At 44.0% G+C, this 22,557-nt stretch carries 15 protein-coding genes, 2 tRNA genes and 3 rRNA genes; 5 read left to right on the forward strand and 15 right to left on the reverse strand.

The annotated features are described in order from the left end of the window. Positions 1-290: 290 nt before the first annotated feature. Positions 291-1,754: an IMP dehydrogenase gene (gene guaB, locus QUF73_17675; GenBank protein ID MDM5227961.1), complete on the reverse strand. Its 1,464-nt coding sequence runs from the start codon at positions 1,752-1,754 to the stop codon at positions 291-293. A 112-nt stretch (positions 1,755-1,866) separates the two neighbouring features. Between guaB and QUF73_17680 the strand changes: the two genes are divergently transcribed. Next, a complete protein-coding gene (locus QUF73_17680; GenBank protein MDM5227962.1) occupies positions 1,867-2,826 on the forward strand; it encodes a YaaC family protein in 960 nt (319 codons plus the stop codon). A gap of 472 nt (positions 2,827-3,298) precedes the next feature. Here QUF73_17680 and rrf read toward each other — a convergent pair. From rrf to dnaA, 14 genes are all read right to left on the reverse strand, one after another. Further along, a 5S ribosomal RNA gene (rrf, locus tag QUF73_17685) occupies positions 3,299-3,415 on the reverse strand. Between the two features lie 79 nt (positions 3,416-3,494). Beyond that, positions 3,495-6,430, reverse strand: a 23S ribosomal RNA gene (locus QUF73_17690). Continuing rightward, positions 6,425-6,556 carry a hypothetical protein gene (locus QUF73_17695; GenBank protein ID MDM5227963.1) on the reverse strand — a complete coding sequence of 44 codons (132 nt, stop codon included), beginning with the start codon at positions 6,554-6,556 and terminating at the stop codon, positions 6,425-6,427. The genes QUF73_17690 and QUF73_17695 overlap by 6 nt, the downstream gene beginning before the upstream one ends. 134 nt (positions 6,557-6,690) lie before the next feature. Then, positions 6,691-6,766: transfer RNA gene (locus QUF73_17700), tRNA-Ala, on the reverse strand. 11 nt (positions 6,767-6,777) lie between these two features. Further along, a tRNA-Ile gene (locus tag QUF73_17705) sits at positions 6,778-6,854 on the reverse strand. Between the two features lie 89 nt (positions 6,855-6,943). Continuing rightward, a 16S ribosomal RNA gene (locus QUF73_17710) occupies positions 6,944-8,493 on the reverse strand. Together the 16S, 23S and 5S rRNA genes with 2 tRNA genes alongside form the textbook arrangement of a ribosomal RNA operon. 339 nt (positions 8,494-8,832) lie before the next feature. Continuing rightward, a complete protein-coding gene (locus QUF73_17715) occupies positions 8,833-9,915 on the reverse strand; it encodes an HD-GYP domain-containing protein (GenBank protein MDM5227964.1) in 1,083 nt (360 codons plus the stop codon). A gap of 87 nt (positions 9,916-10,002) precedes the next feature. Then, positions 10,003-12,528 carry a DNA gyrase subunit A gene (gene gyrA, locus QUF73_17720; GenBank protein ID MDM5227965.1) on the reverse strand — a complete coding sequence of 842 codons (2,526 nt, stop codon included), beginning with the start codon at positions 12,526-12,528 and terminating at the stop codon, positions 10,003-10,005. Positions 12,529-12,703: 175 nt separating this feature from the next. Next, entirely contained in the window at positions 12,704-14,626 is a 1,923-nt protein-coding gene (gene gyrB / locus QUF73_17725) for a DNA topoisomerase (ATP-hydrolyzing) subunit B (GenBank protein ID MDM5227966.1), read from the reverse strand. A gap of 137 nt (positions 14,627-14,763) precedes the next feature. After that, the gene (locus QUF73_17730; GenBank protein ID MDM5227967.1) at positions 14,764-15,012 is read right to left on the reverse strand and encodes a DUF370 domain-containing protein; all 249 of its coding nucleotides are present in this window, start codon (positions 15,010-15,012) and stop codon (positions 14,764-14,766) included. Positions 15,013-15,021: 9 nt separating this feature from the next. Further along, on the reverse strand, positions 15,022-16,140 hold the full coding sequence (gene recF, locus QUF73_17735) for a DNA replication/repair protein RecF (protein ID MDM5227968.1): 1,119 nt from the start codon (positions 16,138-16,140) through the stop codon (positions 15,022-15,024). A gap of 42 nt (positions 16,141-16,182) precedes the next feature. After that, on the reverse strand, positions 16,183-16,392 hold the full coding sequence (gene yaaA / locus QUF73_17740) for a S4 domain-containing protein YaaA (GenBank protein ID MDM5227969.1): 210 nt from the start codon (positions 16,390-16,392) through the stop codon (positions 16,183-16,185). 252 nt (positions 16,393-16,644) lie between these two features. Next, entirely contained in the window at positions 16,645-17,781 is a 1,137-nt protein-coding gene (gene dnaN, locus QUF73_17745; protein ID MDM5227970.1) for a DNA polymerase III subunit beta, read from the reverse strand. Between the two features lie 177 nt (positions 17,782-17,958). Next, on the reverse strand, positions 17,959-19,305 hold the full coding sequence (gene dnaA, locus QUF73_17750) for a chromosomal replication initiator protein DnaA (GenBank protein MDM5227971.1): 1,347 nt from the start codon (positions 19,303-19,305) through the stop codon (positions 17,959-17,961). A 1,066-nt stretch (positions 19,306-20,371) separates the two neighbouring features. Between dnaA and rpmH the strand changes: the two genes are divergently transcribed. From rpmH to jag, 4 genes are all read left to right on the forward strand, one after another. Next, positions 20,372-20,506 (forward strand): 50S ribosomal protein L34, encoded by a 135-nt coding sequence (gene rpmH / locus QUF73_17755; protein ID MDM5227972.1) that lies wholly within the window; start codon positions 20,372-20,374, stop codon positions 20,504-20,506. A gap of 82 nt (positions 20,507-20,588) precedes the next feature. Beyond that, positions 20,589-20,957, forward strand: coding sequence for a ribonuclease P protein component (gene rnpA, locus QUF73_17760; GenBank protein MDM5227973.1), 369 nt, complete (start codon positions 20,589-20,591; stop codon positions 20,955-20,957). A 138-nt stretch (positions 20,958-21,095) separates the two neighbouring features. Further along, positions 21,096-21,881, forward strand: a complete 786-nt coding sequence (gene spoIIIJ, locus QUF73_17765) for a YidC family membrane integrase SpoIIIJ (protein ID MDM5227974.1) — start codon at positions 21,096-21,098, stop codon at positions 21,879-21,881. Continuing rightward, a complete protein-coding gene (gene jag, locus QUF73_17770; GenBank protein ID MDM5227975.1) occupies positions 21,878-22,504 on the forward strand; it encodes an RNA-binding cell elongation regulator Jag/EloR in 627 nt (208 codons plus the stop codon). The genes spoIIIJ and jag overlap by 4 nt, the downstream gene beginning before the upstream one ends. The last annotated feature ends 53 nt before the right edge of the window (positions 22,505-22,557 follow it).

Here is a 22,557-nt window from a genome sequence, read left to right on the forward strand (position 1 = left end):
TTTTCTTCAATTTTACTGCCCTCCAACGTTTTAATACACTTTTGTTATTTTATCATAACTCTGGTGCAAAGAATAGATAGAGTAATTACCTATTCCTGCCTGCCCCGTGGCATGATTGGCCCATTGTTATGCATTAGTATTTTCCTAGGTTTGATTCCCGGGTATTTTAGGATAAACATGACTCTGTTAAACTGGCTATGATTTCCGCTGCAGGATGCTAAAAACAGCCATCATCCTTATCAGAGACGAAAAAAAAGCAGAAAAGGTTTCCCTCTTCTGCTTTGTATTGGTTATAGTGAGTAGTTTGGCGCCTCTTTTGTGATCTGCACATCATGCGGATGGCTTTCTCTTAGTCCCGCACCAGTCATTTTGATGAATTGAGCATTTTCACGAAGCTCGTAAAGGTCTTTTGTTCCGCAATAGCCCATTCCTGAACGGATACCGCCGACAAGCTGATAAATGGTATCAGCTAAAGGTCCTTTATAAGCAATGCGCCCTTCGATTCCCTCTGGAACAAACTTTTTATTATCTTCCTGGAAGTAACGGTCTTTTGAACCTTTTTCCATGGCTGCAACAGAACCCATTCCTCTGTATACCTTGAAGCGGCGTCCCTGGAAAATTTCCGTTTCGCCAGGGCTTTCGGAAACACCGGCTAGAAGGCTTCCAAGCATAACGGCATGTCCGCCTGCTGCCAATGCTTTCACGATATCGCCTGAATATTTAATACCGCCATCAGCAATGATTGATTTGCCATGCCTGCGTGCTTCAGTTGCACAATCATATACAGCTGTGATCTGCGGTACACCTACGCCTGCGACAACGCGTGTGGTACAAATGGAGCCAGGCCCGATTCCCACTTTTACGATATCAGCACCCGCTTCAATCAAATCCTTTGTCGCTTCGGCTGTTGCAACGTTTCCGGCAATAATGGCCAGATCCGGATAAGTGTTCCTGATTTCTCGTACGGTATCAAGTACACCTTTTGAATGTCCATGTGCTGTATCCACTACGATGACATCCACATGTGATTTAACAAGCATCTCAACACGCTTCATCGTGTCGCCGGTTACGCCGACCGCTGCACCTGCCAGCAGGCGTCCGCGCTCATCTTTTGCCGAGTTAGGAAACTCAATTACTTTTTCAATATCTTTAATGGTAATTAAACCTTTTAAAACACCTTCATCATCCACTAGCGGCAATTTTTCAATTTTATGCTGCTGCAGAATTTTCTCTGCTTCATCCAATGTGGTTCCAACTGGAGCTGTTACAAGATTTTCTTTTGTCATCACATCGGAAATTTTTATCGAATAGTCCTGAATGAATCGGAGGTCACGGTTAGTCAAAATGCCAACAAGTTTCTGTTCCTCAGTATTATTGACGATTGGCACACCGGAAATCCGGTACTTGCCCATTAAATGCTCTGCGTCAAATACCTGCTGTTCTGGAGTTAGGAAGAATGGGTCAGTAATAACGCCGCTTTCTGAACGCTTTACTTTATCCACCTGATCAGCCTGCTGTTCAATGGACATGTTTTTATGGATAATTCCCAAACCGCCCTGGCGCGCCATAGCGATCGCCATTTCAGCTTCAGTTACCGTATCCATTCCGGCACTGATTACTGGAATGTTGAGTGCAATCTTTTCAGTCAAATTTACTTTGAGGCTGACATCTCGAGGAAGCACCTCTGATTTCGATGGAACCAGTAAAACATCATCAAAAGTTAAACCTTCTTTTGCAAACTTAGTTTCCCACATCTTTTTTGACCTCCTGGACTCGAAAATATTATTAGTAGGTTATCAATTGGACAAAATACTGTCAAGGACGGATTGATATGTTAGATTTTTCAAAAGATTCGGAGGTTTCGCTGTGATACATCCATTTGACCTTAAAAACTCCTTTTTATACTTCTTTTCTGCGAACACGTCGCAGGAATTTTTAAAGAAATGCTACCAAAATCAAAACCTGGATCAGGCTGAACAAAAGAGCTATGAAAACAGTTACCCTTTTATATACTATCTAGAACACGGACAAGTATACTACGAGCAGGCAGAGAAGGCACCATTGGTTATCAAGCCAATTCTCTTTTTTTATGGACTTGTTCACCTTGTGAAGGCCTGCATACTCACAGTGGACCCAAATTATCCGGAGACCACTTCTGTTTTGGCACACGGGGTATCCACCAGGAAAAGAAAAAAGCAGCAATATAATTTTTTTCAGGACGAAGTGAAATTTCAAAAAAGCGGGCTTTTCCCCTATATGGCAGAAAAATTGTTCCACATGAAACATTTGGAAGGCGAAAAAACAACGATGGGAGAGTTATTTGGCCAAATTCCCGAGCTTAATTATTTGTACAGCCAGACAGAGGGCCGAACTACTTTTCTTGAAGCAGAGCTGGGAAAGGAAGTATTCATTTTGCCAAAAATGATCCTTGATCGCTTTCATATGACCGAGTCCCGCTTTGTTGAATACCTGCAGTCAAAATCAGACTTTAATATAAGCTTTCAGGAGTCAGCGGATTTAGACCTTAAATTTTCTGCAAAAAACTTGAATACATATAATTATAAGCCCTTAAGATATAGCCCTGATGCAGGAAAGTTTTTCTTTCCGCTTGCTAAAGACGGCCTGATTGAATTTCCTGAACTTCTTATTCATTTCCTGCTGCTGTATAACTTAAGCATGATTGCCCGCTATGAAACAGAATGGTGGAGCGAACTCATCAAAATGATGCCGAATAAAGACTATCCTTTTATTCAAACATTTCTACAGATTACATCCGCAAAGGGGCCATATTTGATTTATCAGTATTTGGCTGATAAGAAAAATTAAGCTGTATAGTGACCTTGATTTCTTGTTTGTATTAACCTGGAGTCTTTGCTGGGCATTTCAGGAGGGAGCAAAGTGGAAGGGTGCTTGCTAACTGGCTGGGGATTTATCTGACGCTTTCCGTATTGCTTATCTAGCATGTATTGGATTTTATGTAACAGGTTTTTGATTTTATCTAGCAGGAATTCGATTTTATCTCGCATTTGGCACAATTCAACATTGCTGAGAACGGATTTGACTTTAAAAACAGATGTGGAATAAGGAATGGCACATATCATTCAATTTTGGCACATATATGAGTGAGAGAGGCGCATATTTTAACCGAAGTGGCGCATAAAATGAAATAGTGACTCATATGTTGGCCGAAGTGGCGCATATATTATATTCCCTAAAAAGGAGAGTCCAAATAAGATATGTTATTCAGTAAATGATCCAAACACACAAAAAAGAGCACCCATCAGGTGCTCTTTCATATGCCCGGCAGCGTCCTACTCTCACAGGGGGACAGCCCCCAACTACCATCGGCGCTGAGAAGCTTAACTTCCGTGTTCGGTATGGGAACGGGTGTGACCTTCTCGCTATCGCCACCGGACTATTTGGTTGAAGAAACTTCGTTCCCTCAAAACTAGATAATGCATGAAGAAGTGTTTGCCGAGTAATAACCATATGACTTGGTTAAGTCCTCGATCGATTAGTATCAGTCAGCTCCACATGTCGCCACGCTTCCACCTCTGACCTATCAACCTGATCATCTTTCAGGGATCTTACTAGCTTGACGCTATGGGAAATCTCATCTCGAGGGGGGCTTCATGCTTAGATGCTTTCAGCACTTATCCCTTCCGCACATAGCTACCCAGCGATGCCTTTGGCAAGACAACTGGTACACCAGCGGTGCGTCCATCCCGGTCCTCTCGTACTAAGGACAGCTCCTCTCAAATTTCCTGCGCCCACGACGGATAGGGACCGAACTGTCTCACGACGTTCTGAACCCAGCTCGCGTACCGCTTTAATGGGCGAACAGCCCAACCCTTGGGACCGACTACAGCCCCAGGATGCGATGAGCCGACATCGAGGTGCCAAACCTCCCCGTCGATGTGGACTCTTGGGGGAGATAAGCCTGTTATCCCCGGGGTAGCTTTTATCCGTTGAGCGATGGCCCTTCCATGCGGAACCACCGGATCACTAAGCCCGACTTTCGTCCCTGCTCGACTTGTAGGTCTCGCAGTCAAGCTCCCTTGTGCCTTTACACTCTGCGAATGATTTCCAACCATTCTGAGGGAACCTTTGGGCGCCTCCGTTACTTTTTAGGAGGCGACCGCCCCAGTCAAACTGCCCACCTGACACTGTCTCCCGCCCCGATCAGGGGCGCGGGTTAGAATTTCAATACAGCCAGGGTAGTATCCCACCGACGCCTCCACCGAAGCTGGCGCTCCGGCTTCTCAGGCTCCTACCTATCCTGTACAAGCTGTACCAAAATTCAATATCAGGCTACAGTAAAGCTCCACGGGGTCTTTCCGTCCTGTCGCGGGTAACCTGCATCTTCACAGGTACTATAATTTCACCGAGTCTCTCGTTGAGACAGTGCCCAGATCGTTACGCCTTTCGTGCGGGTCGGAACTTACCCGACAAGGAATTTCGCTACCTTAGGACCGTTATAGTTACGGCCGCCGTTTACTGGGGCTTCGATTCAAAGCTTCGCTTGCGCTAACCTCTCCTCTTAACCTTCCAGCACCGGGCAGGCGTCAGCCCCTATACTTCGCCTTGCGGCTTCGCAGAGACCTGTGTTTTTGCTAAACAGTCGCCTGGGCCTATTCACTGCGGCTCATCAGGGCTATGCACCCTAATGAGCACCCCTTCTCCCGAAGTTACGGGGTCATTTTGCCGAGTTCCTTAACGAGAGTTCTCTCGCTCACCTTAGGATTCTCTCCTCGCCTACCTGTGTCGGTTTGCGGTACGGGCACCTTTTCCCTCGCTAGAGGCTTTTCTTGGCAGTGTGGAATCAGGAACTTCGGTACTAAATTTCCCTCGCCGTCACAGCTCAGCCTGTGTGGTAACGGGATTTGCCTCGTTACCGGCCTAACTGCTTGGACGCGCTAATCCAGCAGCGCGCTTACCCTATCCTCCTGCGTCCCCCCATTGCTCAAACGGTAAAGAGGTGGTACAGGAATATCAACCTGTTGTCCATCGCCTACGCTTTTCAGCCTCGGCTTAGGTCCCGACTAACCCTGAGCGGACGAGCCTTCCTCAGGAAACCTTAGGCATTCGGTGGATGGGATTCTCACCCATCTTTCGCTACTCATACCGGCATTCTCACTTCTAAGCGCTCCACCAGTCCTTGCGGTCTGGCTTCAACGCCCTTAGAACGCTCTCCTACCACTGACATCGAAAGATGTCAATCCACAGCTTCGGTGATACGTTTAGCCCCGGTACATTTTCGGCGCGGAGTCACTCGACCAGTGAGCTATTACGCACTCTTTAAATGGTGGCTGCTTCTAAGCCAACATCCTGGTTGTCTAAGCAACTCCACATCCTTTTCCACTTAACGTATACTTTGGGACCTTAGCTGGTGGTCTGGGCTGTTTCCCTCTTGACTACGGATCTTATCACTCGCAGTCTGACTCCCATGGATAAGTCTTTGGCATTCGGAGTTTGTCTGAATTCGGTAACCCGATGGGGGCCCCTAGTCCAAACAGTGCTCTACCTCCAAGACTCTTACTACATGAGGCTAGCCCTAAAGCTATTTCGGAGAGAACCAGCTATCTCCAAGTTCGATTGGAATTTCTCCGCTACCCACACCTCATCCCCGCACTTTTCAACGTGCGTGGGTTCGGGCCTCCATCCAGTGTTACCTGGACTTCACCCTGGACATGGGTAGATCACCTGGTTTCGGGTCTACGACCACATACTCATTCGCCCTGTTCAGACTCGCTTTCGCTGCGGCTCCGTCTCTTCAACTTAACCTCGCATGTAATCGTAACTCGCCGGTTCATTCTACAAAAGGCACGCTATCACCCATTAACGGGCTCTAACTACTTGTAGGCACACGGTTTCAGGATCTCTTTCACTCCCCTTCCGGGGTGCTTTTCACCTTTCCCTCACGGTACTGGTTCACTATCGGTCACTAGGGAGTATTTAGCCTTGGGAGATGGTCCTCCCTGCTTCCGACGGGATTTCTCGTGTCCCGCCGTACTCAGGATCCACTCTGGAGGGAACGAAGTTTCAACTACAGGGCTTTTACCTTCTCTGGCCGGCCTTTCCAGACCTGTTCATTTACCTCGTTCCTTTGTAACTCCGTGTAGAGTGTCCTACAACCCCAGGAGGCAAGCCTCCTGGTTTGGGCTAATCCCGTTTCGCTCGCCGCTACTCAGGGAATCGCGTTTGCTTTCTCTTCCTCCGGGTACTTAGATGTTTCAGTTCCCCGGGTCTGCCTTCCATACCCTATGTATTCAGGTAAAGATCCTATCCCATTACGGATAGGGGGTTCCCCCATTCGGAAATCTCCGGATCAAAGCTTACTTACAGCTCCCCGAAGCATATCGGTGTTAGTACCGTCCTTCATCGGCTCCTAGTGCCAAGGCATTCACCGTGCGCCCTTTCTAACTTAACCTGCTTCGGCCAATGATAAGCGGCGAATCTCTGCGTCAGCTCCGTCACTATGCTCCTCACGTACTCTCGTACGCTCCGGTGCTCGTTCGGTCGCTTCCTTGATCTTCTTGCTTCTCATTGCCCTCATGGTTTGTGCTCTTACTTCGTTTTAAAACTAAAATAAGAGAAAAAAACTAAGATGGCGATTACTCGGTTATTGCTTCTTCATTAACATTATCTAGTTTTCAAGGAACAAAAAATAACGAATGGAATCGTTATGGTTGGTGGAGCCTAGCGGGATCGAACCGCTGACCTCCTGCGTGCAAAGCAGGCGCTCTCCCAGCTGAGCTAAGGCCCCGTTATATGAGATGGTGGGCCTAAATGGACTCGAACCATCGACCTCACGCTTATCAGGCGTGCGCTCTAACCAGCTGAGCTATAGGCCCACATAATAGGTAAAGTATTAAAATGTGAGAGATTGAACTCTCAAAACTGAACGAACAAAACACGTCACGTTTCATGTAAATATCCTTAGAAAGGAGGTGATCCAGCCGCACCTTCCGATACGGCTACCTTGTTACGACTTCACCCCAATCATCTGTCCCACCTTAGGCGGCTGGCTCCAAAAGGTTACCCCACCGACTTCGGGTGTTACAAACTCTCGTGGTGTGACGGGCGGTGTGTACAAGGCCCGGGAACGTATTCACCGCGGCATGCTGATCCGCGATTACTAGCGATTCCGGCTTCATGCAGGCGAGTTGCAGCCTGCAATCCGAACTGAGAATGGTTTTATGGGATTCGCTTAACCTCGCGGTCTCGCAGCCCTTTGTACCATCCATTGTAGCACGTGTGTAGCCCAGGTCATAAGGGGCATGATGATTTGACGTCATCCCCACCTTCCTCCGGTTTGTCACCGGCAGTCACCTTAGAGTGCCCAACTGAATGCTGGCAACTAAGATCAAGGGTTGCGCTCGTTGCGGGACTTAACCCAACATCTCACGACACGAGCTGACGACAACCATGCACCACCTGTCATCCTGTCCCCCGAAGGGGAACGCCCTATCTCTAGGGTTGTCAGGAGATGTCAAGACCTGGTAAGGTTCTTCGCGTTGCTTCGAATTAAACCACATGCTCCACCGCTTGTGCGGGCCCCCGTCAATTCCTTTGAGTTTCAGCCTTGCGGCCGTACTCCCCAGGCGGAGTGCTTAATGCGTTTGCTGCAGCACTAAAGGGCGGAAACCCTCTAACACTTAGCACTCATCGTTTACGGCGTGGACTACCAGGGTATCTAATCCTGTTTGCTCCCCACGCTTTCGCGCCTCAGCGTCAGTTACAGACCAAAGAGTCGCCTTCGCCACTGGTGTTCCTCCACATCTCTACGCATTTCACCGCTACACGTGGAATTCCACTCTTCTCTTCTGCACTCAAGTTCCCCAGTTTCCAATGACCCTCCCCGGTTGAGCCGGGGGCTTTCACATCAGACTTAAGGAACCGCCTGCGCGCGCTTTACGCCCAATAATTCCGGACAACGCTTGCCACCTACGTATTACCGCGGCTGCTGGCACGTAGTTAGCCGTGGCTTTCTGGTTAGGTACCGTCAAGGTACCGGCAGTTACTCCGGTACTTGTTCTTCCCTAACAACAGAGTTTTACGATCCGAAAACCTTCATCACTCACGCGGCGTTGCTCCGTCAGACTTTCGTCCATTGCGGAAGATTCCCTACTGCTGCCTCCCGTAGGAGTCTGGGCCGTGTCTCAGTCCCAGTGTGGCCGATCACCCTCTCAGGTCGGCTACGCATCGTCGCCTTGGTGAGCCGTTACCTCACCAACTAGCTAATGCGCCGCGGGCCCATCTGTAAGTGATAGCCGAAACCATCTTTCAGCTTTCCCTCATGTGAGGGAAAGAATTATCCGGTATTAGCCCCGGTTTCCCGGAGTTATCCCAGTCTTACAGGCAGGTTGCCCACGTGTTACTCACCCGTCCGCCGCTGACTTCAGGGAGCAAGCTCCCATCTGTCCGCTCGACTTGCATGTATTAGGCACGCCGCCAGCGTTCGTCCTGAGCCAGGATCAAACTCTCCATATAAGAGTTGATTAAGCTCATAAATTGTCTTTTCAAAAAAGACTAAAGAATTAACGTTGACGTTTTTGTTCGTTCAGTTTTCAAAGATCAATCCGCCGCTTGAGGCGACTTAATTAATATATCATTTCTGATAATCAATGTCAACAAGTTTTTTTACCTCATCGGATGATGATGTTCATCTCTTGCTGACTTGAATAAGTATACCAGCCCTTCTCTATTAATTGCAAGCACTTTTTAATAGAAACTAAATCTTTTTTAAAAAAAGTAAGGTCTGTTAAATTCGCCTGCTTTAATCAGAAAAAACTTTAACAGAGCTAAATAAAAAAAGACCGCGGTATGCAGTCATTTTAATACTTCATCAATAAATAACTGGCGGTTTTTCTCTAAATGAATTATGTCGCCGGTTTCTTCGATTTTCACAAGCGGCCTCGTAGGTGATTTATCTTCTATAAAAAGGATTTCTGCAGTCTGACCATCAGAGAGCTTTACCATACTGCCAATGGAAAAGTTCATGATGCCGGAACCCAGCGCTTGAATGGATGGGATATCATATTTTCCGAAGCCATCCTGAATCAGCATCTCAAGTACTTTAAAAGGAGATTGCTTCCGTCTGTAGAGCCTTTGGGAGGTCATAGCATGAAATGCATCCGCTGCAGCGATAATTCTCCCAGCCTGATTGATTTTGCTGCCTTGTTCTCCAAACGGATAGCCGCTGCCGTCCAGCCGCTCGTGGTGCTGGATAATACCGATCTTAGTGCTTTCTCTTAATAGAGATATATTTTGAACCATTTTAAAGCTAAGGGTTGAATGCCTTTTAATTTCTTCAAATTCTTCGGAGTTTAATGAACTGCTTTTATGCAGGATGGATGGGTTTATTTTCGCCATCCCCGCATCTGCCAGGCAGCCTCCCAGGGCAAGCTGTACAATTTCCCCCTTATTCAAACTCAATTTTTTACCTATAAAGGCACTGATCATTCCCACAGCTACAGAATGCTGGTATAAATAATCTTCATTCGTAGAAAAATGATGCAGGGAGAAGATTCCGGAGGGGTTTTTCTCTAATTTTTCAATCAGCGGAATCATAATGTTTCTTATTTTGGCAATATCCACAGGAAGGCCTGATTGCCAGGACATAAATTCTCTTTTGAAATTTTGAACGCCTGTTAAGAATGTATTTAAAAAACTTGATTCATTTGATTCTAGTACTTCTTCAGCTTCTTCCAAGCTTCCGGCAGAAGCAAAAGCCTTTCCGTTAACCATGGTGGTTTCAACTTCTGCTTCATCAATCAGAAATATTTTCATAATATCCAGCAGTTCCTTCGTCAGGACTGTTTTTTGGCTGATAATAGGGCGATTCGTCAAGCTGAAAACATCTTCTGATAAAATACAGCCTTCTCTTAATTCCTGTATAGGTACACGCACCATTTCCACACTCCAAATGTAATGAGTCTTTTATACTATTTTACATTATTTGGACAAAAAAAAGGAACACAAATCTGTGTTCCTTAAAATTTATTCTTCGCTATTATCTCCATTTACTTCTACTTCAGGAAGTGAATCAGCATCTTCAAGAGGCTTTGTTAATTCTTCTTCATCTTTTTCCTCTTCTTTTTCAACTTTTGCAACAGTAGATACCGCTTCGTCAGCATCTTCATTTATGCGGATGAGTCTGACACCTTGCGTGTTTCTTCCCATAGTGGAAATATCGTTCACTGCCATTCGGATAAGTACGCCGCCTGTTGTAATAAGCATAACGTCTTCTTCACCTGTGACAGCCTTCATGGAAACGAGGCTTCCGTTCTTATCTGTGATGTTGCAGGTCTTGATTCCTTTACCGCCTCTGCCCTGAACACGGTATTCTTCAGCAGGAGTGCGCTTACCATAGCCGTTTTTCGTTACGATCAGGATTTGGCTGTCATCGTCAAGAACTTCCATGCCAACAACTTCATCACCTTCACTAAGGCTTATCCCTTTAACACCGGTAGCAGTTCTGCCCATTGAACGAACATCTTCTTCAGGGAATCGGATCAGCATGCCATGGCTGGTTCCAATAATGATCTCCTTGCTGCCATCAGTTAAACGAACCGAAATTAATTCATCATCTTCACGCAGATTTAGTGCAATTAAGCCGTTATTGCGGATATTGGCAAAGGATGATAATGGCGAACGCTTGGAAATCCCCTGTTTAGTCGTAAAGAATAGGAACCAATCATCGACAAATTCTTCAACAGGAATAATCGCGTTAACCCATTCATCCTTGTCGACTCCAAGAAGGTTAATGATTGGAATTCCTTTCGCCGTACGGCTGAATTCAGGAATTTCATATCCTTTACCGCGATACACTTTTCCTTTGTTCGTGAAGAACAGGATGGTATCGTGTGTGGAAGTGGTAATGAGGTGTTCCACAAAGTCATCCTCATTGGTTCCCATTCCCTGGATTCCCCGGCCGCCGCGTTTTTGGGCCCGGTAAGTCGATACAGGAAGACGCTTGATGTATCCCTTATGAGTTAAAGTAAGGACAATATTCTCGCGCGGGATTAGATCTTCGTCTTCAATTTGTTCGATTCCGCCGGCAACAATTTCTGTACGGCGTTTATCGTTAAATCTCTCTTTTAATTCGGTTAATTCCTCGCGGATGATTTCCAATACTTTTTCTTCATCTGCCAAAATAGCTTTTAATTCGGCAATTAATGCTACAAGGCTTGAATACTCGTCTTCAATCTTTTCGCGCTCCAAACCTGTCAGACGCTGCAGACGCATATCAAGAATAGCTTGAGCCTGTTTTTCGGAAAGATTGAATTTTGTCATTAAGCCTTCACGGGCAATATCTGTAGTCTGTGAGCTGCGGATAAGACTAATAACTTCATCAAGGTGATCAAGCGCTATCCTTAAGCCTTCTAAAATATGCGCGCGGGCTTCTGCTTTTCTTAACTCAAATTCTGTCCGTCGGCGAATAACAACCTTTTGATGCTCTAAATAATACTCAAGACACTGCTTTAAATTCAGAACCTTAGGCTGTCCGTCCACCAATGCCAGAAGATTAATTCCAAAGCTCGTCTGAAGGGCTGTTTGCTTATAGAGATTATTTAATAATACACTTGCATTTGCATCTCTTCTGACTTCAATAACAATTCGCATCCCGTTACGGTCAGATTCATCACGCAGATCGGTAATGCCGTCAATTTTCTTATCTCTAACAAGTTCCGCAATTTTTTCAATCAGTTTTGCTTTGTTAACCTGATACGGGATTTCATGGACAATAATGGTTTCTTTGCCATTAGACTTTTCTTCAACCTCTACTTTAGCACGTAAAGTAATCGATCCGCGGCCAGTTTCATAGGCTTTGCGGATTCCGCTTCTTCCTAATATCATTCCGGCTGTTGGAAAGTCTGGTCCAGGAATAATATCCATTAGTTCCTGAATGGTCATTTCAGGGTCTTTACTTATTGCTAAAACCCCATCAATCACTTCTCCAAGCTGGTGGGGAGGAATATTAGTCGCCATTCCAACAGCGATGCCTGAAGTTCCATTGACCAGCAAATTAGGAAAACGGGCAGGCAGTACAACCGGCTCTTTTTCTTCCCCATCATAGTTATCCTGATAATCAATGGTATCCTTATTGATATCCCGTAAAAGCTCCATTGATATTTTGGACATGCGTGCTTCTGTATAACGCATGGCAGCTGCAGAATCGCCATCCACCGAACCGAAGTTACCATGTCCGTCAACCAGCATGTATCGATAGTTAAAGTCCTGCGCCATGCGCACCATGGTTTCATAAACAGCAGAGTCTCCGTGCGGATGATACTTACCAATTACATCCCCGACGATACGTGCTGATTTTTTATAGGGCTTATCTGAATGCATGCCGAGATCATGCATCGCATACAGAATGCGGCGATGCACCGGCTTTAAGCCATCACGCACATCCGGAAGAGCACGTGAAACAATTACACTCATGGCGTAGTCCAGGAATGATGAACGCATTTCCTGGCTAATATTAATTTCTTTTATTTGGGACCTTGGCGTATCAGCCATATAAAGAACCTCCCTTTTTAAGGGACTTGGAATTTAACCATATCCTCTTAATTAGTAAAACATTCATAATGCTGCAGTAAATCGCAGTTAGCTGCTCTGCAGGCTGTACTCAAAAAAGTGACTCTGGCACTTTCCTTATGTAAAAGCAGGATAGTAATCCTATCCTGGCTTTTGATCATATATCTAAGTTTTTTACATATTGGGCATTTTCTTCAATGAAATTTCGCCGTGGTTCAACTTTATCACCCATTAATATTTCAAACGTTTCATCTGCCTCAATGGCATCTTCAAGACTTACCTGCAGCAGTGTTCTTGTTTCGGGATTCATCGTTGTCTCCCACAGCTGGCCAGGATTCATTTCACCAAGCCCTTTATAGCGCTGAACATTTGGCTTTGGCTGGCTGGACAGACTGCTCATTACTTCTTCAAGCTGCCGGTCATTATATGCATATTCAATCTTCTTGCCCTGCTGTACTTTATATAATGGAGGCTGCGCAATGTAAATATAGCCTGCTTCTAAAATTTGTCTCATATAGCGGTAAAAGAAGGTTAATAATAATGTTCGAATATGGGCGCCATCCACATCTGCATCAGTCATGATCACAATTTTATGATATCTGGCTTTTGAAATATCAAAGTCTTCGCCAATCCCTGTACCAGCTGCTGTAATCATAGCTCGTACTTCATTGTTTGAAAGAATTCTATCCAAACGGGCTTTTTCAACATTAAGGATTTTCCCTCTCAATGGAAGGATTGCCTGGAAGTGACGATCACGCCCCTGTTTGGCTGAGCCTCCGGCGGAATCACCCTCAACAATGTATAGTTCAGATATAGAAGCATCTTTAGAAGAGCAATCAGCCAGTTTTCCCGGCAAGCTTGATACTTCTAATGCACTCTTTCTTCTGGTCAATTCCCGTGCTTTTTTCGCAGCCAGTCTGGCGCGTGCAGCCATTAATCCTTTTTCAACGATTTTTCTGGCTACAGTCGGATTTTCCAGCAGGAACTTTTCAAGCGCATCTGAGAAAATCGTATCAGTTGCAGCGCGAACCTCTGAGTTGCCAAGCTTCGTTTTAGTCTGTCCTTCAAACTGTGGATCTGGATGCTTAACAGATACAATCGCTGTTAAACCTTCCCGGACGTCTTCCCCTGATAGATTTGCATCATTTTCTTTAAAAACCCCATGTTTACGGGCGTAATCATTAATAACTCTTGTTAATGCGGTTTTAAATCCTGATTCATGCGTACCGCCTTCATACGTATTAATGTTATTGGCAAAAGAATAAATATTGCTTGTGAAGCCATCATTGTACTGAATGGAGACTTCAACTGTGATGCCCTCACGTTCTCCCTCAATATAAATTGGTTCCTCATGGAGAACTTCTTTCGTTCTATTCAAATGTTCAACGTACGATTTAATACCACCCTCGTACATATATTCATTTTTCTTATTTTCCTCACGTTTATCTTCAATCGTGATGGTTAATCCTCTATTCAGGAAAGCCAACTCGCGGATGCGGTTTGAGAGTGTTTCATAATCATATTCAAGCGTTTCAGTGAAGATTTCACTGTCCGGCTTAAAATGGATGGTTGTTCCAGTATGATCCGCTTCCCCAATCACTTCAAGATCGGCACTAGGGACTCCGCGCTCAAACTTCTGATAATATTTCTTTCCATCACGATGGACAAATACTTCCAGCACAGTTGAGAGAGCATTAACTACAGAAGCACCAACACCATGCAAGCCTCCGGAAACCTTGTATCCTCCGCCTCCGAATTTACCGCCTGCATGCAGAACCGTCATAATAACTTCCACTGCCGGGCGTCCCATTTTTTCGTGAATTCCGACTGGTATACCGCGTCCGTTATCCACTACCGTAATACTATTATCCTTTTCGATAATCACATTGATTTCAGAACAGTAGCCTGCCAGTGCTTCATCAATACTATTATCGACTATTTCCCAAACAAGATGGTGAAGCCCTTTGGCACTTGTTGAACCGATATACATTCCCGGACGCTTCCGAACCGCTTCCAGACCTTCCAGTACCTGTATCTGATTCTCATCATAGGATTGTTCCTGCACTGCCTTTTGCTCCATTGCCACATCGGTCACCTACACTTTCCATTTCACTAATCTATAAAAAAGCCTGGCTTCCTGAGATGAGCCAAACTGTAGTTTTCACTGACTTGCCTTTTGTCCCATTAAGGAAGTTCTTCCGGCAGTCCTGCATTTCTTTAAAATTCGTGAACACTTAATTTATGGGATCGTTTTTTTAACGTACCTGAGGATAGCGGAGAAAAATAGATCTTTTCTGTTGTGACAACCACAGATTTATAGGAACCTTTAGCGAGGTTCACAACTGACTCCTCCAGGTTCTCCTTACGCTCTTCCGCATACTCGGAAGCAAGGGCTGTTTCTTTATCAATAATGGCGACAATATCCCTTGCCCGGACCAACACATCTTCACCTATATGGATGTACATGCGATCACCTCACTGAATCTTCTTGATTCTCCCTGCCTCAACACTGAACGCTGCTGCTTCTTTAAGTGTCTGGTGGTCTATTCCATCAACACTCGTAGTAGTGACAAACGTCTGCACTTTTCCTTGAATGGTATTCAATAAATGGGATTGGCGATAATCATCCAATTCCGAGAGGACGTCATCCAGCAGCAGAATGGGATATTCTCCAATTTCAGAATGGATCAGTTCGATTTCGGCAAGCTTAACCGATAGAGCTGTCGTTCTTTGCTGGCCCTGTGAACCGAATGTTTGCACATCGCGCCCATTCACATGAAAAATCAGGTCATCACGATGCGGCCCAAACATGGTGACGCCGCGGTCTATTTCCCTGTTTTTTACTTTTGCAAATTTATCCTGGTATACTCTAACCATTTTCGACAAATCTTGTTCTTCTGATACCTCGGCAGAAGGCTTGTACTCAATTTTCAAGGTCTCAAGCCCTCTTGAAATCCCTTCATGAATCGGCTGTGCCCAATTCTCGAGGAGTCTGAGGAAATCGTAACGCTTTGAAACAATCTTTGCAGCCATTTCAATAAATTGCTCTGTTAAAATCTCAAGCATGGTATGGTCGGTCTGCTTTTTGATCTGGAGCATTTTCAGGTAGTGGTTGCGCTGCTGGAGGATTTTCTGATACTGGCTGATATCATGCAAATAGACAGGTGAAACCTGCCCAATCTCCATATCAATAAAACGACGCCTTACTTGAGGGCTCCCTTTCACAAGATGGAGATCTTCAGGCGCGAACATCACAACATTCATATTGCCGACATACTGGCTTAATTTCTGCTGCTCTATATGATTGCATTTGGCTTTTTTGCCTTTTTTGCTGATGACTAATTGCATTGGCAGGGATCCTTGCCTTTTTTGGACCCTTCCTTCTATTTTAGCATATTCCTGATCCCAGCGAATAAGATCTTTGTCATTTGATGTCCGATGGGACTTTGCCATCGCCAGCACATAGATCGATTCCATGACATTTGTCTTTCCCTGGGCATTTTCTCCCAAAATTACATTCACTTTATTTTCGAAATTAACTTCAAGCTCTTCGTAATTCCGGTAATTTTTTATTAGCAACTGCTCTATATGCATAGGCGCTACATCCTAAACTTTTTAATTAATTTATTTAGCGGGCTAGACGATCGTAAATTCACCCACATCCTGAATTTCGATTTTATCCCCGGTTCTTAGCTTTCTACCCCGTCTTTGATCTTGTTCCCCATTGACGAAGACTTCGTATTCACTCAGGAACCATTTGGCCATTCCGCCTGTTTGAATCACATCAGCGGCTTTTAAAAATTGGCCCAGCGTAATATATTCTGTATCAATTTGAATTTCCGTCATATTTTCACTCTTTCCCATTGTCCGACTTCAAGTGCTGCAGTGATTTCTGCACTTTGGCAAAACAATTTCAGAATGGTATCTAATATTCTATTTTACTAAATAAATCGCAGATACACAAAGAAAACTCGCCTGCAGCTGGTTATTTTCATTATTCCCCAGCAATTGGCCAATATTCTTGCGGCCAGGGGTACAGTTTTAGAGATCTGTTTCACCAAAAAAAGTAAGCCGCCGGCACAACCGGCAGCTTTTTTCTTAATAAGTCCTTACTGGCAAAATCAATTGCAGAATTGATTCATCGTTTAAAGGTTTGATGATGAATGGTCTCATGGCGCCGGTGAAGCTGATTGTAATTTCAGAGCCTTCAAGTGCTTTTAGGGCATCCATCATGAATTTCGCGCTAAAAGAAATTTTTAATTCTTCGCCTTCTACAGATTTGCTCTGCACTTCTTCGACAACTTTTCCGATTTCAGGAGTGTTGGATGAAATTTCAATTACTCCGCCATCAATTGTTGAAAACTTGACCACATTGTTGCGGCCTTCTTTTGCCAATAAAGAGGCACGGTCAATAGCCTGCAGGAATTCCTTTGTATTGACAACTACATCTGTTTTGCTGTCTGAAGGGATCAATCTGGATGTATCCGGGTAATTTCCTTCCAGCAGTCTTGAGAAGAACAGCAGATGCTCGGCCTTAAAGAGAACCTGGTTTTCAGTAATAACGATATCGATTAAATCATTGTTGTCATCAAGAATTTTGCTTAATTCACTTAAGCTTTTTCCTGGAATGACCACATTGTAGCTTTCGCTGGCATTTGTTTCGATTTGCGCTTTTCTTAATGCCAGCCTGTGGCTATCTGTTGCAATACAGGTTAATGTCCCGTTTTCAACCTTCCAGTTTACACCTGTCAAGATAGGGCGTGTTTCTGAGGTGGACACTGCGAAAACCGTTTGGCGAACCATTGCTTTTAATAGGTCTGTAGGGATTTTAAACACATTTTCTTCCTCGATTTGAGGCAAGTGAGGATATTCCTCAGCATCCAGACCATTAAGATTGAATTCGGATTTACCTGAGCGGATGACTGTCTGCAAATGGTTTTCAACGCTGATCTCTACACTGTCAGTCGGAAGCTTCTTAACGATTTCACTGAAGAACTTCGCTTGGAGCACAATGGCACCAGCCTGTTTGATCTCGACAATTTCATCTCCTGCTTCTTCTTTAGGAATAAAAGATTCGATTGAAATATCAGAATCACTGCCCGTTAATGTGACTCCTTCTTCAGATGCGACGATTTTAATCCCCGTTAAGATGGGAATGGTCGTTCTGCTTGTTACAGCTTTCATAACATCCTGGACGCTTTGGACCAACCGGTCGCGCTGGATTATAAATCTCATTTTTTAAATCCTCCAAGCATATTTTAATGGCGTATTGAATATATATATATTTTTTATAAAAAATAGTAGAAGTACTAGTAGGGCCTGTTAGTATGTGGATAACTGCATTTTTTGAAAGGAAACACAGCCTATCCACATGTGGACAGACTGTGTGTAAGTTTGGTCAAGTTATACACATTATACCTTTAGCATTTCATTGATTTCTTTCAGCTGCTTTTCAAATTGTGAATCTGACTGAAGCATCTTTGAAATTTTTTCATGGGCATGAATGACGGTCGTATGGTCCCTTCCGCCAAATTCCTCCCCTATTTTAGGAAGAGAAAAGTCGGTTAATTCCCTTGATAGATACATGGCAATCTGCCGGGGGAATGCGACAGACTTTGTTCGTTTCTTCGCTTTGAAATCCTCAAGCTTTACATTAAAGTGTTCCCCAACCACCCTTTGAATCTCATGGATGGTAATGACTTTCGGTTTGGAGCTTGGAATAATATCCTTTAATGCTTCTGCTGCAAGGTCTGCATTAATATCTTTATTTATTAAAGAGGAGTAAGCTACTACACGAATCAGAGCACCCTCAAGTTCACGAATGTTGGAGTCAATCTGATTAGCAATATACAGCATAACCTCATTAGGAATATCAAGTCCCTCTGCTTTCGCTTTTTTGCGCAGAATCGCAATACGCGTTTCAAGGTCGGGAGGAGTAATATCAGTAATTAGCCCCCATTCAAATCTGGAGCGAAGACGGTCTTCCAGTGTCGGTATTTCCTTTGGAGGACGGTCGCTTGAGATGATGATCTGCTTGCTCTCTTCATGCAAGGTATTAAAAGTATGGAAAAATTCTTCCTGTGTCTGTTCTTTTCCAGCTAAAAACTGAATATCATCGATAAGAAGAACATCCACATTTCGATATTTATCGCGGAAATCTCCCGCTTTGTTATCTCGGATCGAGTTAATGAATTCGTTCGTAAATTTCTCGGAAGATAAGTATACGACTTTAGCTGATGGATTATGATCTAATACATAATGGCCGATTGCATGCATAAGGTGAGTTTTTCCGAGTCCAACTCCCCCGTAAATAAATAAAGGATTATATGCCTTAGCCGGAGCCTCGGCTACAGCAAGTGAAGCTGCATGGGCGAAGCGGTTTCCGGATCCGATGACAAACGTGTCGAATGTATACTTCGGATTCAGCATCGTTAATGGCAATTCCGGCTGTTCTTCCTCCAGCTTTTTCTTTTTTGGAGGAAGGGGAAGATCGACTTCTTCTTCGCTTTGATTTTGCGGAATGATGAATTTTACTCCTAATTCTTCACCGGTTATGTCATAAAGAATTCCGGAGATCAGCTGGGAATAACGCTCTTCAAGCCAGTCACGGGCAAACTCATTCGGGGCCTTAACCACTAAAGTGTCTCCCTGCAGAGAATGCGCTTTTGTCGATTTCAGCCATGTATCAAAACTGGGCTTGCTGATTTTCTTCTCGATATTGGCCAGAGCATTATTCCAAAGATCCGCAATGTTTTCCAATGATATCCCTCCTTTTCCATCTATATTGGGAATTTAGATTACTGTCCAGCTCCGGTGCCTTTCGAAGGACACCCTTGCTTTTCTTTGTTTCGGGCCACAAAAACGATAGGTTATACAAGCTGTATAACCCCGAAGTTTATAAATATACGAAACTGTTTATGTGGAAAAATATATAATAAGGAAGTAAAGTGGAATTTCGACAGTATCCACTGTCTGTGGACAAACTTTTACAAACCCCTTGGATAACCTGTCCACATGTTATCCACAATCTGTGGATAATGAAGATATGCACAATGTTTTATTAAGTGTTAAAACACAATTATGATAACAGATAATGCTTTTGTCTGCAATGCTTTTTAAACCTTTATCCACAACATGCCATCCCTGTTCATAAAAATTGTCCACAGCCTCTGGTTGTGTGAAAAACTTGTCAATATGTGATGTGGATAATGAAAATGCTGTCGAAATTTTATCCACAGACCTGTTTTTTGAGAAGATCCAATTAAATTGGACTTTGGAATATCACATGGAGCAATGCCATTTTTTCGTGGCCAGATCATCTGGCGACCGGCAGAATTTGCAGTCTCAAATAGTAGCTTTCACAATGAACTAATGAGAAAAACGTGGAAAAATGAAATTTTAGGATGACATTCATGCGAAAAGAAGGTAAACTTTCTGAGTGGGTTCTTTCAGGTATGCAAAAAGAGAAAGAGCAGCTAAGCGTTTTTTAAAATGTTATTTTCGTAAGTTGTTTATTCATAATAAATTTTAACTGCTGAGTTGATTGGAGCGGAGGGCACTTGACTCCTGCGGGAGGAGAGGAGCGGGAGACCCCGCAGGCGAAGCCGAGGAGGCTCCCGTTCCTCCCCGCGGAAAGCAAGTGCCCGCAGCGGAAATCAACGAACTAACTTTATAAGAAAAAACAAATTATGAAAGAAAGAGCCGAAACTAATTTTTTTGCCATTGAAGGCAGATTGACTTATATGCATAGTTGACAATTTTCTAGTTACATCTATATAATTAGAAAGACTGTCTTTAACAGCAATTCCTCAGGGAGGTGTCATATATGAAAAGAACTTATCAACCAAACAAGCGTAAAAGAAGCAAGGTTCATGGTTTCCGCAGCCGCATGAGCTCTCCGAACGGACGTAACGTTCTAGCTCGCCGCCGCCGCAAAGGAAGAAAAGTATTATCTGCTTAGGCCACTGAAACGTCAGTGGTCTTTTTTTCCATGTAAAGATAAATGTTCAAGGCGCTCTGCGCTTTTCTGAAAAGGTGATGACATGAAAAAAGAGTTCCGTGTAAAAAAGAATAAAGAATTTCAAGAGGCCTTTAAGAAGGGAAAGTCATTCGCCAACCGTCAATTTGTCGTTTACATCTTGAGAAAAGAGGAGCAGAATCATTTCCGCATTGGCCTTTCTGTCAGTAAAAAAATCGGCAATGCCGTTATGAGGAACCAGATCAAAAGGTATATCCGCCAGGCATTCTTAGAACTGGAGGAGGAAATTAAGCCGCAATATGATCTGATCGTCATTGCGAGAAAACCGGTGGCAGAAATGGATTTCCATGAAGTGAAAAAGAGTCTGATCCATGTATTGAAGGTTTCGAGGGTTTTGAATAAACCGAGACTTGGAAATACTAAAAATCAATAATCTTTATCTATCTTTATTTTGAAGCACTTCATTTTAAAAGATGTTAAAATAAGATACATATGAGCGTGTGCCCTCTGACCGGGGACAAGCAAATGATATCCATACTATTATCAGGAGCAATTAAGGAGGAAAAAACGGTTGAAGAAACGAATATTCCTATTAATCGGTTTAGTGTTTGTGATGGCCCTTTTAACGGGCTGTACAGAAATTAACCAGCCGATTACGTCTGAAAGTGAAGGCTTTTGGAACGAGTATATTGTCTACCCGCTTTCGCTGTTTATTATTAAGGTAGCAGAATTTGCAGGCGGCAGCTATGGACTATCGATCATTATTGTGACCATCATTATCCGTCTGGTCATCCTGCCATTAATGATTAAACAAACGAGAAGTTCAAAAGCGATGCAGGCGATTCAGCCAGAAATGCAGAAGCTTCGTGAAAAATACAGCTCTAAAGACCAGAAAACCCAGCAGAAGCTGCAGCAGGAAACAATGGCTTTATTCCAAAAGCACGGCGTTAATCCGCTTGCAGGATGTTTTCCGTTAGTGATTCAAATGCCGATCCTGATCGGTTTCTACCATGCGATTACACGTACGCGCGAAATTGCAAACCATAATTTCCTTTGGTTTGACCTTGGTTCTCCGGATCCAATTTACTTATTGCCTTTAATTGCAGGTGTGACAACGTTCATTCAGCAGAAAATGATGATGGCCGGCACTCAGCATACGGGGCAAATGGCTGCACAAATGAAAATGATGCTTTACCTAATGCCGATTATGATCGTTATTTTTGCCATTAACTTCCCGGCAGCTCTTTCTTTATACTGGGTAGTGGGGAATATCTTCATGATCGTTCAAACGTATTTCATTAAAGGTCCGGACCTGAAAGCTGCAGCGGCCGGAAATGCAGGAGGAGCCAAAAAGTGAAACAAGTAACTGCTACAGGACAGACCGTCAAGGAAGCAGTAGAGTCAGCTTTAGCTCAATTAAACACAACAGAAGACCGCTTAGAGATTACTATCGTTGATGAAGGTAAAAAAGGCATTTTCGGGATTTTTGGATCCCGGCCGGCCGTGGTGAAAGCTGTGAAAAAACCTGATCCGATTGAGGAAGCTGAAAAGTTCCTCAAAGACGTCAGCGGGAAAATGGGCGTGTCCATTGAAATTGAAACATTAAGGGACGGAAAAAATGTTCAATTTATCCTATCCGGTGAAAAGATTGCACTTTTAATCGGAAAAAGAGGACAAACGCTCAATTCCCTCCAGTATTTGACACAGCTGGTCATTAACCGCTATGCCGAACATTACTTAAATGTGGTGCTCGATGCAGAGGATTATCGGAAAAGACGCCAGGATACCCTGATTCAATTGGCTGAAAGGCTTGCTCAAAAAGCTTTGAAGACGGGAAAAGAAATTGCGCTGGAACCTATGCCTTCATATGAACGCAAGGTGATCCATACCACTCTCGTAAATAATAAGAGAATCAAGACGTACTCTGATGGCAATGACCCGCATCGTCATATCGTCATTGCACCAGTCAGAACAAGATAGCAGGAAAAGCGAAGTTTGCAAAATCCCAATCCATTTACGGATTGGGATTTTTT

Origin of the sequence: Cytobacillus sp. NJ13, assembly GCA_030348385.1 — a bacterium.
Lineage (GTDB): Bacteria > Bacillota > Bacilli > Bacillales > Cytobacillaceae > Cytobacillus.